The 13,721-nt window shown below is 67.1% G+C and carries 10 protein-coding genes; 8 read left to right on the top strand and 2 right to left on the bottom strand.

The window, feature by feature from the left end:
• Positions 1 to 122: 122 nt before the first annotated feature.
• On the top strand, positions 123 to 2,681 hold the full coding sequence (locus tag WV31_RS17265) for a PAS-domain containing protein (protein ID WP_085374729.1): 2,559 nt from the start codon (positions 123 to 125) through the stop codon (positions 2,679 to 2,681).
• Here the strand turns inward: WV31_RS17265 and WV31_RS17260 are convergent.
• On the bottom strand, positions 2,653 to 3,477 hold the full coding sequence (locus WV31_RS17260) for an amidohydrolase family protein (protein ID WP_085374728.1): 825 nt from the start codon (positions 3,475 to 3,477) through the stop codon (positions 2,653 to 2,655). The genes WV31_RS17265 and WV31_RS17260 overlap by 29 nt on opposite strands.
• A gap of 155 nt (positions 3,478 to 3,632) precedes the next feature.
• On the opposite strand from WV31_RS17260, the gene WV31_RS17255 reads away from it, so the two are divergent.
• From WV31_RS17255 to WV31_RS17240, 4 genes are all read left to right on the top strand, one after another.
• On the top strand, positions 3,633 to 6,035 hold the full coding sequence (locus WV31_RS17255) for a sensor domain-containing protein (protein WP_085374727.1): 2,403 nt from the start codon (positions 3,633 to 3,635) through the stop codon (positions 6,033 to 6,035).
• Positions 6,036 to 6,131: 96 nt separating this feature from the next.
• On the top strand, positions 6,132 to 8,396 hold the full coding sequence (locus WV31_RS17250; protein ID WP_085374726.1) for a cache domain-containing protein: 2,265 nt from the start codon (positions 6,132 to 6,134) through the stop codon (positions 8,394 to 8,396).
• Between the two features lie 342 nt (positions 8,397 to 8,738).
• Positions 8,739 to 8,972 carry a helix-turn-helix domain-containing protein gene (locus WV31_RS17245; protein ID WP_145980897.1) on the top strand — a complete coding sequence of 78 codons (234 nt, stop codon included), beginning with the start codon at positions 8,739 to 8,741 and terminating at the stop codon, positions 8,970 to 8,972.
• Positions 8,973 to 9,051: 79 nt separating this feature from the next.
• Positions 9,052 to 9,408, top strand: coding sequence for a hypothetical protein (locus WV31_RS17240; RefSeq protein WP_085374724.1), 357 nt, complete (start codon positions 9,052 to 9,054; stop codon positions 9,406 to 9,408).
• On the opposite strand, the gene WV31_RS17235 is transcribed toward WV31_RS17240, so the two are convergent.
• The gene (locus tag WV31_RS17235) at positions 9,398 to 10,081 is read right to left on the bottom strand and encodes a class I SAM-dependent methyltransferase (protein WP_085374723.1); all 684 of its coding nucleotides are present in this window, start codon (positions 10,079 to 10,081) and stop codon (positions 9,398 to 9,400) included. The genes WV31_RS17240 and WV31_RS17235 overlap by 11 nt on opposite strands.
• A gap of 89 nt (positions 10,082 to 10,170) precedes the next feature.
• Here WV31_RS17235 and WV31_RS17230 point away from each other — a divergent pair, with 89 nt between their 5' ends.
• Genes WV31_RS17230 through WV31_RS17220 form a run of 3 tightly spaced genes read left to right on the top strand, consistent with a single transcriptional unit; the run spans position 10,171 to position 13,599 of the window.
• The gene (locus WV31_RS17230; protein ID WP_085374722.1) at positions 10,171 to 11,172 is read left to right on the top strand and encodes a glycosyl transferase family protein; all 1,002 of its coding nucleotides are present in this window, start codon (positions 10,171 to 10,173) and stop codon (positions 11,170 to 11,172) included.
• Positions 11,169 to 12,566 carry a cobyrinate a,c-diamide synthase gene (locus tag WV31_RS17225; protein ID WP_085374721.1) on the top strand — a complete coding sequence of 466 codons (1,398 nt, stop codon included), beginning with the start codon at positions 11,169 to 11,171 and terminating at the stop codon, positions 12,564 to 12,566. Before WV31_RS17230 ends, WV31_RS17225 begins: the two co-directional genes overlap by 4 nt.
• 58 nt (positions 12,567 to 12,624) lie before the next feature.
• Positions 12,625 to 13,599 carry an ABC transporter ATP-binding protein gene (locus WV31_RS17220; RefSeq protein ID WP_085374720.1) on the top strand — a complete coding sequence of 325 codons (975 nt, stop codon included), beginning with the start codon at positions 12,625 to 12,627 and terminating at the stop codon, positions 13,597 to 13,599.
• The last annotated feature ends 122 nt before the right edge of the window (positions 13,600 to 13,721 follow it).

The following is a 13,721-nucleotide window of genomic DNA, read 5'->3' as shown; positions in this document are numbered from 1 at the left end:
GGTCGCGGTGGCGGGCAAGCCACCACGAACCTGTCGGCGCGCCCCACAACTATACACTTGTCTTGCGCCCGCATGGAAAGTGCCTCCAGAATACATCAACAAAAACGGATAGAACCGGCAGGATGAGCGCGGGAGAGGGACGTCTGGGGCTGCGGGTCCGTATCGCGGTGGCGATTGCGGCGACCTGTCTCGTCTCGATCATCGTGGTGGTGGGCTATCTGCGCCATGCGCTGGAGCGCCAGGCGGTGGCCCAGTGGGGACGCGAGCGGGGCCAGGTGGCCGCCGCCCTGGCCGCCGGCTTTGACCGCTCCATCGAGGAGATGACCAGCGATCTGCGCTTCGTCGCCGGCCTGCCGGTCATGGCGGAACTGCCCGACCTGGAGCGGGTGGACCGCGGCCTCAACGGCATTCCCGCCGATGCGGATTCCGCCAAGCGCCGCATCCTGGACAGCCTGCTGGAGGACGAGCGCTTTTCCGTGCTGTTCGTGCTCCAGCCCAACGGCGACCATTATCTCAGCCACCCCTTCGCGGTTCAGCGGCTGCTCAGGCGCTTCAATCTGGCCGACCGCAGCTATTTCCAGGAGGCTGCCCGCACGGGACGGCCGACGGTTTCCGATGCCTTCGTAGGCGCCGACGGCGTCCCGGCGGTGGCCATCGACGTGCCCCGCCTGGACGATCAGGGCAACCTGATCCTGCACCTGGGAGGCGTCATCCACCTGCCGAAGCTGACCGAGATCTTCGCGTCCACCATCCTGCCGCCCTTCGACATGGGCATGCTGGTGGACCGCCAGGGCACGGTGATCGCCGCCTCGGGACGCGGCCAGACGGTGGAATCCCCCGACCAGGCCCTGGCCACCGCCGCCAAGGCCTTCATGGACAGCGCCGCCGCCCCGGGCCGCGCGGTGGTGCGGAACTACTTCACCCCGGCCGGCAACGAGGAAGTCGTCGCCTCCTTCGTCCGGCTGCATACCGGCTGGACGGTGGCGCTGGCGCGGCCACGCTCCAGCTTCGTGGACGAAATCACCTCCGAGGTGACGCGCATCTCCGCCATGGTCGGCGCCCTGCTGCTGGTGGTGTCGTCCATCGGCTTCGCCATCGCGCACCACATCGCCGGCCGCTGGGAAGGGGCGCAGCGCGCCCTGGCCGCCGCCCATGGGGAACTGGAAACGCGGGTGCGCGAGCGTACCGCCGACCTGGATTCCAGCCGCCGCGAGCTGTCCGCCAAGTCCCGCACCCTGGAAACCATCCTGGAAAACATCAGCCAGGGCGTCAGCGTCTATGACGACGACCTGCGTCTGGTGGCCTGCAACCGGCGTTTCGCGGAACTGCTGCGCCTGCCGCCCGAGATGACCGTTCCCGGCACCAGCCTGGAAGACTACCTGCGCCTCAACGCCAGGCGGGGCGATTACGGCCCCGGCGACCCCGAGGCACAGGTGGCCGAACGCATGGCCCTGGCCCGCAGCTTCCAGCCGCACCGCTTCCAGCGCCAGCGGACCGACGGCTCGGCGCTGGAGGTCATCGGCAATCCCCTGCCCGGTGGCGGCTTCGTCGCCACCCATACCGACATCACCGAATCGAAGCGGGCGGAAGAGGCGCTGCGCACCCTGTCGCGCGCCGTGGAGCAAAGCCCGGTCTCGGTGGTGATCACCGATCCCCGCGGCAATATCGATTACGTGAACCCCAAATTCGTCCAGGTCTGCGGCTATACCCTGGACGAAGTGCGCGGCCTCAATCCCCGCCTGCTCAAATCGGGCCTCACCCCCGATTCCGTCTATGCCGAGCTGTGGCGGACCATCTCCGCCGGCGGGACCTGGGAAGGCGAGATGCAGAACCGCAGGAAAAGCGGAGAGCTGTTCTGGGAACGGGCCTCCATCTCGCCCATCCGCTCGCCCGACGGCGCCATCTTGCACTTCCTGGCGGTCAAGGAGGACATCACGGCCCGCAAGGCCGCCGAGGACGCCCTGGTCACCGCCCTGCAGGCCGCCGAGGACGCCAACCGCGCCAAGACCGTCTTCCTGTCGCATATGAGCCACGAACTGCGCACGCCGCTCACCGCCGTGCTGGGCTACACCGAGATCATGACCAGCGAGATGGCCGGGCCGATGCCGCCCTACCACGCCGAGTTCATCGCCGCCATCGGCGACAGCGGCCGCCACCTGCTGTCCATCATCGACGAGGTGCTCGACATCAGCCGCATCGAACTGGGCAGCTACCGCATTTCGGTCGCGCCCTGCGATCTGGCCGCCATCGCCCGCGAATGCGCCGGCATGTTGCGTCCGCAATGCATCGCCAAGGATATCGGCCTCGAGATGGAGATGGCGGAATCGGTGCCACTGGTCACCGATTCCCGCGCCGTCCGCCAGATCGTCATCAACCTGCTGGGCAACGCCATCAAGTACACCGAGGCCGGGGGGCGCATCAGCGTGCGCCTTGACGGCGACGCCGGGGAAACGCGGATCACCGTCGAAGATACCGGCTGCGGCATTCCCGCCGACAAGCTGTCGCGGATCTTCGAGCCCTTCCAGCGGGTCGATCCACTACGCGCCGACCCCGCCCGCGGCGTCGGGCTGGGGCTGGCCATCTGCCGGCGCATCGCCGAACTGCTGGGCGGTTCCGTCGCCATCCAGTCGGAGCCCGGCCGGGGCACCACCGTCACCGTGACGCTGCCGGAGATGTCCTGACCAGTCGCTCGGCGTTACGGTGGGCCATGGCCTCGGCCAGATCGGGCGGCAGGGTTTTCAGCCAGGACCGCGCCCAGGCGGCGTGGGCCTCCACGTCCTTCCAGCGTTCGGGCGTGTAGGTGTCGGTGCCGACCATGAAGCGGTCGGGAAATTCGCGAAACACCGCCAGCCAGCCGGGCGCCACCGCGCCGTCGCGGGCCACCTCGTAGCGGAACGACAGATCGGCCCACAGGGACGGGTGGCGGCGCATCATGGCGGCCACCGTCTCGGGCCGCTCGAAGCCGGCATGGGCCCACAGCACCCGGGCGCCGGCGTCGTGGCGGAACAGCCGCTCCACCGCGTCGGCGTCGGAATGGGCGATGAGGAACAGCCCATGGCTCCGCGCCAGGTCGACCACCCGCCGGACATTGGGAAGGTCGGCGTCGGCCCCGTCCACATGGAACTCGCCGATGGCCACATAGCGGTTACGGGCCAGCAGGCCCTCCACATAGGCGATGTTGCCGGGATCCCTCAGCCACGAGGTCAGCTCGCCGCGCTTGCGGTAGGGCCGGAGCGCCGGCACCACCAGATCGGGCGCCGCCGCCAGCAGAGCCTGGGTGCCGGCATCGTCGGAACTGGACACCAGCGCCCCCGTCACCCCGGCGCGGCGCAGGCGGGCGACGGCCTCGTCGGCGGAAAGGGCGGCGCGGGCGTCGTGGCTGAAATGGATGTGGGCGTCGAACAGAGCCAGGTCCGCCGCCCGCCCCGGACCGTCCGCCAGCAGAAGAAGGGCCAGGCCCAGGATGATCCGCCGCATGCGCGCCTCCGTCTTCGGGCGTCCGACTCTGAAGGTGGCGGAAGCGGCGGAGGCTTTCAAGGGATGTGGGGCAAACACCCTATCCCCGTCGTGACACTTCGTCATTTTGCGGTTAGATTTGACGCAACCCTATCCCTCCCGAGATTTCGCACCCCATGTCCCTTCCGACCGAAATCACTGATTTCCTGGGCATTCTGGATGAGAGCCCGGTTGGAGTCTCCGTGTCCCGGCGCAGAGACGGCAAGGTGGTGTTCGCCAACCGCCGCTTTTGCGAGATCACCGGAATGGCGCGCGAGGCGTGCATCGGCCATCCGGCCCGGCGCCTGTTCGCCGACGACGCCCAGCGGCACGAGGTTGTGCGCCAGCTGAAGGACGCGGGCGAGATCGTCGATGCCGACGTGAAGTTCTTCCGTGCCGACGGCTCGTCCTTTTGGTCCGTGCTGACCATCCGGCCCGCCACTCTGGAAGGCGAGGCGGTGAACCTGGCCTGGATCTACGACGTCAGCAAGCGCAAGCAGGCGGAACAGGCCATCCTGGATGGAAGGGCGCTGATCCGCGCCATGCTGGATTCCTCCACCGACGGCATCGTGCTGCTCAACGCCCAGGGCACCATCCTGGCCCTCAACGCAGCAGCCTCCGCCATTTTCGAGAAGAACGGCGAGGACCTTCCGGGCCAGCCGGTCTGGGACCACCTGCCCGAATCCGTCGCCGGGCCCATCCGCCACGCCATCGAAGGCGTCCTGGCCCGCGGCGACAGCGTCGAAAGCCACTACGCCATCGGCGCCCGCCTGTTCGACGTTCACATGCATCCGGTGGCCAACGCCGCCGGCCGCTTCGACCGGGTGGCCATGTTCTCGCGCGATGTGACGCAGAGCCACCAGCGCCGGCAGCAGCTGCGCAAGCTGGAAACCGCCCTGGAGCAGGCGCCGGTTTCGGTAATGATCACCGATTCCCATGGGGCCATCGAATACGTCAACCGGGCCTTCGTGCTGGTGTCCGGCTATTCCGAGGACGAGGTGCTGGGCCGCAATCCCCGCCTGCTGAAATCGGGCGATACGGTGGCGTCGCTCTATCGCGACATGTGGCATTGCCTGTCGACCGGCACCACCTGGCAGGGCGAGCTGTGCAACCGGGCCAAGGACGGCAGCCTGTTCTGGGAATACGCCACCATCTCGCCCATCCGCGACGACGACGGCGCCGTGACCCATTACATGGCGGTCAAGGAGAACATCACCCAGCGCAAGCAGGCCGAGCAGCTGCTGGTCCACCAGGCGACCCACGACACCCTGACCGGCCTGCCCAACCGCCTGCTGCTGGAGGACCGCGTCCACCACGCCATCGAGGTGGCCAAGCGCGAGGGCCGCCGCATCGGCCTGATGTTCCTCGACCTCGACCGCTTCAAGATCGTCAACGACAGCTTGGGCCACGTGGCCGGCGACCAGTTGCTGAAGGTGGTGGCCGACCGTCTGCGCCATACGCTCAGGCGTTCGGACACGGTGGCGCGCCTGGGCGGCGACGAATTCGTGGTGGTGCTGACCCATTTCCAGAGCAGCAGCGAGCTGGCCGAGGTGGCTGAAAAGATCTCCGCCGCCCTGGACGAGCCGGTGGAACTGGCCGGGCACAAGGTCCATGTGGGCGCCAGCATCGGCATCGCGCTCTACCCCGAGGACGGCGACAACTTCAACGCCCTGATGAAGGACGCCGACACCGCCATGTACCGGGCCAAGCAGAAGGGCCGCAACACCTTCTGCTTCTACGATTCCGACATGAACGACGAGGCGCTGGACCGCCTGAAGCTGGAGGAAGCGCTGCGCCGCGCCCTGGTCCGGGGCGAGTTCCAGCTGTTCTACCAGCCGCAGGTGGACCTGCAGACCGGCCAGACCAGCGGCGTCGAGGCGCTGATCCGCTGGAACAGCCCCGATCGCGGCCAGGTTTCGCCCGCCCTGTTCATTCCGGTGGCCGAGGAAAGCAACCTGATCTCCATGATCGGCTGGTGGGTCCTGGAAGAATCCTGCCGCCAGATCGCCGCCTGGCGCGACGAAGGGCTCTCCGGCATCAAGGTGGCGGTCAACGTCTCGGGCCGCCAGTTCCTCAACCACGCCCTGGTGGAGTGCATCTCGGACCTGATGGCCCAGTACGGGGTCCAGCCCTCCCAGCTCGAGATCGAGCTGACCGAGAGCACGGTCATGGCCGAGCCCGAGCGCGCCATCGAGCAGTTGACCCGCCTGCGCGAAATCGGCATCCAGGTCTCGGTGGACGATTTCGGCACTGGCTATTCCAGCCTGTCCTACCTGAAGCGGCTGCCGCTTTCGACCATCAAGGTCGACCGCTCCTTCGTGCGCGACGTCAATAACCAGAGCGAAAATGCCGCCATCGTCTCGGCAATCCTGGGTTTGGCCGACGCGCTGGACATGTCCATCGTCGCCGAGGGCGTCGAAACCGAGGGCGAGGAGCAGCACCTCAAGGATGCCGGCTGCATCAAGGTCCAGGGATTCCGCTACGCCAAGCCCATGCCCGCCGATCAGTTGGCCGGCTGGCTCGAGCAAGCCCAGGGCTGATTCTGACGCCTTGCTATGGTCATACCGGGTGACGCGCCCCACCTAGTGAGGTAGCATTGTCACAACTTGTTTAAGTTTGCCGGTGACCCAGCACAGATGAACACCATGCCCCCCGTGCCCGACGCTCCATCCGGCACGCCTTCCGGTGCCGCGCCGGACGGTGGCGCCGCCGCCGCCGCCGCCGCCGCCGCCGCCGCCGCCGCCGCGGAACGGCGCCGCAAGAAGCGCGGCAAGGGTCTGACGCTGAAGGTCAATATCCTGACGGCGTTCGCCGCGCTGCTGAGCATCACGGTGGTCACCCTGGTGACCTTCGCCTACCACAAGAACTCCACCTCCGTGCTGGAGCTGATGGGCCGCTTCGTGGATCGGGTGTCGGCTTCGGGCATTGCCAGCTCCATGGCCCTGCTCGATCCCGTGGAGACCAGCGTCCAGGCCACCGCGCGTCTGGCCGCCATCGACGAGGCCAAGGCCCGCGACGGCAGTCTGTTCCCCTACATGATGAGCATTCTCGAGACCCAGCGGCAGTTGCAAAGCATCTACCTGGCCTTCGATGCCGACGGGCGCTTTCTCCAGGCCTTTCCCATCGCGCCCGGGACCCCCAAATTCGGCGCCCATGACGCCAAGCCGCCCGAGGGCGCCCGGTTCGCCCTGCGTGTGGTCGACCGCAAGGCCGGCGCCTACACCGACGTCTGGACCTATGTGACGGCGACGGGAGAGGTGGTGGGCACCGAGACCTCCAACGAGCTGAACTACGATCCCCGCCCCCGCCCCTGGTACAAGGACGCCATCGCCACCAAGGACCTGATCTGGAGCGACCTGCTGGTCTACACCAGCAACCGCCAGCCCGGCATCACCGCCGCCTATCCCATCTTCGCCGCCGATGGCAGGGTGATCGGCGCGGCGGCCGCCAACGTCTCCACCAACCAGATGTCCGACTTCCTGGCAAGGCTGGACCTGGGGCGTTCCGGCCTGGCCTTCATCGTCGACGAGAAGGAACAGCTGATCGCCCATCCCGACGCCACCCGCACCGTGCGCCAGGACGGGCTGAAATACTCCCTGGTCAAGGCCGACCAGCTGGGCGAGAAGGTCATTTCCGACGCCTTCGCCGCCTATCGCAAGAACAAGGCGCGCAACGTCAGCTTCGATTCCGGCGGGCAACGGCATCTGGGCTCGTTCAATCCGTTCCCGGCCGAGTTGGGCAAGAACTGGCTGATGGTGATCATCGTGCTGGAGGACGATTTCGTCGGCACGCTGAAGGAGAACAGCCGCGACCTCATCATCGCCGGCTTTGCCACCATGGTCATCGGATTGCTGCTGGTCGCCCTGCTGGCCAGCTGGATCACCCGGCCGCTGACCTTGCTGACCCACGAGATCCAGAAGATTCAGAAGTTCGATCTGGCCGGCCCCATCGCGCTGCACGCCATCGTCGCCGAAGTCAACGAGCTCATCCACTCGATGAACATGATGAAACGGGCGCTCCGGACCTTCGGCATGTTCGTGCCCCGCGATCTGGTGCGCGAGTTGGTGGCCAGCGGACGTCCCATCGAGTTGGGCGGCCAAAGCCGCACGCTCACCGTGATGTTCACCGACGTGGCCGACTTCACCAGCCTGTCCGAACGCATGGCGGCCGGCGATCTGCTGGTCCACGTCTCGCGCCATCTGGCGGCCATTTCCGAGTGCGTGGCCGAAGAGGACGGCACCGTCGACAAATACGTGGGCGACGCGGTGATGGCCTTTTGGGGCGCGCCGGTCTGGCGCGACGACCACGCGCTGCGCGGCTGCGTCGCGGCGCTGAAGGCCCAAAGGGTCCAATCGCTGATGAACGCCGAATGGGCCGCCCAGGGCCTGCCCACCATGTTCGTTCGCATCGGCCTGCATACCGCCCCGGTGATCGTCGGCAATATCGGCTCGGCCTGGCGCATGAGCTACACGGCCATGGGCGACGGCGTCAACGTGGCGTCCCGCCTGGAAGGGGTCAACAAGGTCTACGGCACCCAGATCTGCGTCAGCCAGGCGGTGGTCACCGATGCCGGACCGGCGGTCCTGGCCCGTCCCCTCGATCTGGTGGCGGTCAAGGGACGCAAGGCCGGCGCCATGGTCTATGAACTGCTGGCCATGCGCGAGGGCTTTCCCGACCTGGCCCCCACGCCGCAGGTCCTGGAGATCTGCCGCCTGACCGAAGAGGCCTTCGCCGCCTACCAGGAGCGCCGCTGGTCGGATGCCATCGCCGCCTACGAACGCCTGGCCGCGGCCGCCCCCGCCGACAAGGTGCCCGCCATCTTCATCGAGCGCTGCCGCCATTATCTCGCCGATCCGCCGCCGGCCGACTGGACCGGGGTTTACGAGATGAAGACCAAGTAGTCCCGGCGAGCCCCACATCCCCACACGTATCTGATGCCGACCATCGGCTTACAATTACAATTCGACGAACTCCAGAACTAAGCCCCCTCCGGCCCGGGGGCAACGAGTGAAAGCCTGGAAATCTCCGACCACCCCGATTTAACCCGCACAACAATGCTCAGTGATTACTTAGGGCAACCTTGACGTTTGTCATATGCGAGAATTTGTCCACACATAAATCCCTCCTTCATCCTCCCGGTCTAGCCCTAGTTGAATTGCTAGGTCTTGATATCTGGCTTGATCGCCCCATTAGGGCACAAGTATTCTGCATTCTTGGAAGTTTTGACACTATATGGTGCAGAAGTGGACGGTTCCAGCGGCGAAAGTAATCTGACAGAGCGGGAACGTGACGTCTTACAACTCATTGCTTCTGGAAAGAGCAGCAAGGAGATTGCGCGCCATCTCGGAATATCCATTGGCGGTGTCAACTTCCATATCTTGAATGCCATGAAGAAACTTGGCGCCGCGACACGGGCGCATGCCGTTGCGCGCGCCATTTTCCTCGGCCTTCTTCTGCCGGAAGTCGGGCGGAACTGATCCGCGCTGAACAGGCGCCGGTTGTACGGGTTTAGGGATCGCGACATTGCCTGATATCTTTGGGGCTGAAACGGAGGCCATGGCCGACCAAGCCGATCAGCAGGTCCTGTTCGAAGGCGCGGTCCTTGCCCTTCTGGGCAAGGTCCTCGAAACCGGCCGCAGGATCGACCTGGCGGTCGCCGACTACCTGAAGATCTTCCCCATCGCCCCGTCCGAGCCCCATATTCAGCCCGACCTGATCATCTGCATCTCCGATTGCCAGAGCCTGCTTCGCCAGACGGCCGGCCGCGACACCGATATGGGCCAGGTCCTCGCCGACGCCACCCGGACCTGGCGAGGCATGAAGGCCGCCGACCGCCTGTCCGCCTCGGGCGGGGTTACCCGGATTCAGGCATGCATCGGCAATATCCGCCGCGCCATCGCCGCTATCGCCTGATCCCCGCCATCACCGCGAAGCTCACATTCTTGTAGCGGCACTCCACCTCGGCCAGACCGGCTTGGGCCAGCCAGTCCAGTTGCGGTTCCAGCGGCGCGCGGCGGTCAAGGGTCTGGCGCTCGATGGCGGCGGCGATGTCCGCCTCGGAAACCCCGGCGCGGCGGATGGACGCGTGCCAGTGGTTCCAGTAGCGCGTCTCCATGGCGGCGGTATCGCCGGCCACCTGGTCGGCGTTGAGCACCAGCCCGCCGGGCCGCACCGCCCGGGCCATGGCGGCGTAGACCGCCCGCTTGCCCTCGTCCTCCAGGTGGTGGATGGACAGCGCCGACATCACCACGTCGTAGACGCCCTCTTCCGCCAGGTCGAGATGGTTCATCACCCGCAAGTCCACCTTCGGCTCGCGCCCGGTGAAGCGCTCCTTCGCCTGGGCCAGCATGCCCTCGGCCAGATCGGTCAGCACCAGCCGGACAGCGGGCAGGCGTTCGGCCACCAGGGCGGACAACAGCCCGGTCCCCGCCCCCAGATCGAGAATGCGCGCATCCGGCGGGGCGAATTCCGCCACCAGATCGACGGCGGCACCGTAGAAATCGTCGAAACAGGGGATCAGCTGGCGGCGCAAGCCGTCATAGGAGCGGGCGGCACGGTTGAAGGCGGCCTGAATGGTCAAAGGCATATTACGCTTACCTGAAATAAGGAGCTTTCCAACATCGGGGCATATTGGACTATCATTGCCCGTCAACGCCAGCCGAGGAAGAATCGCCCGTGAGCCAGGAACATCCCTTTGCCCAATACGTCCGCATCCTCGGCAAGGGGCCGCGCCTGTCGCGTCCGCTGACCTTCGAGGAGGCGCGCGACGCCTTCGCCATGGTGCTGAAGGGCGAGGTGGAGCCGGTGCAACTGGGGGCCTTCCTCTGCCTGCTCAGGGTCAAGACCGAGACGCCGGAAGAGGCCGCCGGGCTGGCCGCCGCCATCCGCGCCACCATCGCGCCGCCCAAGGATACGCCCAAGGTGGACCTGGACTGGTCCTCCTATGCCGGCAAGACCCGCCAGTTGCCCTATTACCTGCTGGCGGCCCTGGGCCTGGCCGGTCACGGCATCCGGGTGTTCATGCACGGCTCGGAGGGCCACACCGCCGGGCGGGTGTGGACGTCCGAGGCCCTGGCCGCCCTGGGGCTGGCGCAAAGCACCTCCATGGCCGACGCGGCGGCGCGCCTCGAGCGGGGCAACTTCGCCTATATGACGCTGGAGCACCTGTCGCCGCCGCTGCACGCCATCATGGAACTGCGCCACAAGCTGGGCCTGCGCTCGCCCATCCACACCGTGGCGCGGCTGGCCAATCCCTTGCGGGCCTCGTGCGCGCTTTCTTCCGTGTCGCACCCGGCCTACGCCCCGGTGCATCAGGAGGCCTCGCGCCTGCTGGGCGAGGCCCGCATGGCGGTGTTCAAGGGCGAGGGCGGCGAGGTGGAACGCCGGCCGGAAAAGGCCTGCGAAGTGCTGTCCCTGGTGGACGGCCTGCCGTTCACCGAGGACTGGCCCGCCTTGGTCGATGGCGCCCGCCCCCACGAGGAGCACCTGGACCTCGCCCGCCTCGGCGGCTTGTGGAGCGGCGCCGAGAGCAACGAGACGGCGACCGCCGCCATCGCCGGCACCATGGCCATCGCCTTGCGCGCCATGGGCCGCGCGGAATCCGTCGACGAGGCCGAGGGCATGGCCCAGGTGATCTGGCGCGAGCGGACCAGGGCCAAGGTGCCGGGGGCGGCTTGAGCACACGTCCCGCCCCCCGGCTGCTGATCTCGGCGGCCCACAAATCCTCTGGAAAAACCACGGTGACGGTGGGTCTGGCCGCCGCCTTGACGGCACGCGGACTGGCCGTCCAGCCGTTCAAGAAAGGCCCCGACTACATCGACCCCCTGTGGCTGGGGGCCGCCACCGGGCGGGCCTGCCGCAACCTGGACTTCCACACCCAGCCGCCCGCCCTGATCCGCCAGACATTCGAGCGTGATTCCAAGGGGGCCGACATCAGCCTGATCGAGGGCAACAAGGGCCTTTACGACGGGGTCGACCTGGAAGGGGCCAATTCCTCGGCCATGCTGGCCCAGTGGCTGGAGGCCCCCGTGGTCCTCGTGGTGGATTGCCAGGGCATGACGCGGGGGGTGGCGCCGCTCCTGATCGGCTACCAGGCCTTCGACCCCACGCTGAAGATCGCCGGCGTCATCCTCAACAAGGTCAGCGGCCCCCGCCATGAAAAGAAGCTGCGCGACGTGGTGGCCCACTACACCCGCATTCCCGTCCTCGGCGCCGTCCATCGCGGCCCCGACATGGAGATCATGGAGCGGCATCTGGGGCTGGTCCCCGCCAACGAGGCCGAGGCCGCCGCCGCCGCCATCGCCCGCCTGGCCAAGGCCGTATCGTCCCAGGTGGATCTGGATGCCCTGATCGCATTGGCCCAAGCGGCACCGCCGGTGGACGTGACGGAGCGCGCCTCGCCCCCCCGGTCGGCCGCCTCCTTGCGCATCGGCATCGCCCGGGACGCCGCCTTCGGCTTCTATTACCGCGACGACATGGAGGCGCTGGAAGCCGCCGGGGCCGAGCTGGTGCCCTTCGACGCCACCCGGGACCCGCACCTGCCGCCCGGCCTGGACGGTCTGTTCATCGGCGGCGGCTTTCCCGAGACGCAAGCCCAGGCGCTGGAGGCCAACGCCTCGCTGCGGGCCGAAATCCGCGCGAAGGGACTGGCCGGGCTGCCCATCTACGCCGAATGCGGCGGGCTGATGTATCTGTCGCGCGCCATCGTCTGGAAGGGCGAGAAAAGGGAGATGGTCGGGCTGATCCCCGCCGACGCGGTGATGCACAAGGCCCCCCAGGGCCGGGGCTATGTCCGCCTGCGCGAGACGGCGGACTTCCCCTGGCCCCGGCTGGAGGACGGCCCCGGCGTGTTGCCCGCCCACGAATTCCACCATTCCCGCCTGGAGAACATGGAAGGCAATCCCCGCTTCGCCTATCAGGTGATTCGCGGTACCGGCATCGCAGAAAAGCAGGACGGCTTGATAATCGCCAACACGCTCGCCACCTATGCCCACATGCGATCCGTCGGCGCCAATCCCTGGGCTCCGCGGTTCGTGGCGTTCGTGCGTGGGGTCAAAGCGGGGCAGCATTGATGTTTTTTAATAAGGCGGGCCTTTACCCACCCGCCGGGCTATGGAACAGTGCCCGGCCATGATCACCATCGACAATCTCAGCCACACCTATCCGGGCACGCGCAAGATGCCGCCCCGGAAGGCCATCGCGGACCTCACCCTGGATGTGCGGGAGGGTGAGTTCGCCATCCTGTCCGGCCCCAACGGCAGCGGCAAGTCCACCTTGTTCCGCATCCTGTGCGGCATGACCCTGCCGGGTTCCGGCAAGGTCACGGTGGGCGGCTTCGACCTGTTCGCCCATCCCGCCCGGGTGCGCGAGATCATGGGGGTGGTGTTCCAGAGCCCGGCGGTGGACAAGCACCTGTCGGTGGGCGAGAACCTGAAGATTCACGCCGACCTCTATGGCCTCGCCGGCGCGGACTTCACGCGGCGCCGCGACCGCGCCCTGGACTGGACCGATCTCGATGGCCGCCTGGACCAGAAGGTCGACACCCTGTCGGGCGGACTGGCGCGGCAGGTGGAGCTGGCCAAGGTACTGATGACCGACCCCAAGGTGCTGCTGCTCGACGAGCCCACCACCGGACTGGACCCCATGAGCCGGCGCAACTTCCTGGGCGCGCTGCACCGCCTGCAGAAGGAGCGCGGCATGACCGTGCTGATGACCAGCCACGTGTTTTCCGAGGCCGACGACGTGGACCGCGTCGCCATCATGCGCGAAGGCAAGCTGCTGGCCCACGACACGCCGGCCGCCTTGAAAGCCATGATCGGCACCGAGATGGTGGTGGTCCAGGCGAAGAACGCGGAAGTCCTGGCCGAACGCCTGCGGGTCGACATGGGCCTGGCGGTGCGCTGCATCGGCGACGAGGTCCGCCTGGAGGAGACCGAGAACGGCGAGAGCCTGCCGCTGCTCGAACGCATCCTGGACAAATACCGCGCCGACATCGCCTCCATCGCCATCAAGCAGCCCGGCCTGGACGACGTCTTCGTCCACGTCACCAGCAAGGCGGTTCCCGACCACGCTTTGGCGCTCGAACTCAGGAAGGCGGCATCATGATGTCCCTGTCATCCCGAGCGAAGAGAGGGATCTCCGCCTGGACCATTGGTGCCGGCGCGGCATGGCCGTTCCAGAATGAGATCCTTCCTCCCGATGGTCGTCAGGATGACAAGGGAGCCGCA

This window comes from Magnetospirillum sp. ME-1, from assembly GCF_002105535.1.
Lineage (GTDB): Bacteria > Pseudomonadota > Alphaproteobacteria > Rhodospirillales > Magnetospirillaceae > Phaeospirillum.
This window is presented reverse-complemented; position numbering and strand designations above follow the sequence as displayed.

Coding starts and splice junctions, on each gene's coding strand:
- WV31_RS17265 (WP_085374729.1), top strand. CDS start 123: ATGAGCGCGGGAGAGGGACGTCTGGGGCTGCGGGTCCGTATCGCGGTG.
- WV31_RS17260 (WP_085374728.1), bottom strand. CDS start 3,477: ATGCGGCGGATCATCCTGGGCCTGGCCCTTCTTCTGCTGGCGGACGGT.
- WV31_RS17255 (WP_085374727.1), top strand. CDS start 3,633: ATGTCCCTTCCGACCGAAATCACTGATTTCCTGGGCATTCTGGATGAG.
- WV31_RS17250 (WP_085374726.1), top strand. CDS start 6,132: ATGAACACCATGCCCCCCGTGCCCGACGCTCCATCCGGCACGCCTTCC.
- WV31_RS17240 (WP_085374724.1), top strand. CDS start 9,052: ATGGCCGACCAAGCCGATCAGCAGGTCCTGTTCGAAGGCGCGGTCCTT.
- WV31_RS17235 (WP_085374723.1), bottom strand. CDS start 10,081: ATGCCTTTGACCATTCAGGCCGCCTTCAACCGTGCCGCCCGCTCCTAT.
- WV31_RS17220 (WP_085374720.1), top strand. CDS start 12,625: ATGATCACCATCGACAATCTCAGCCACACCTATCCGGGCACGCGCAAG.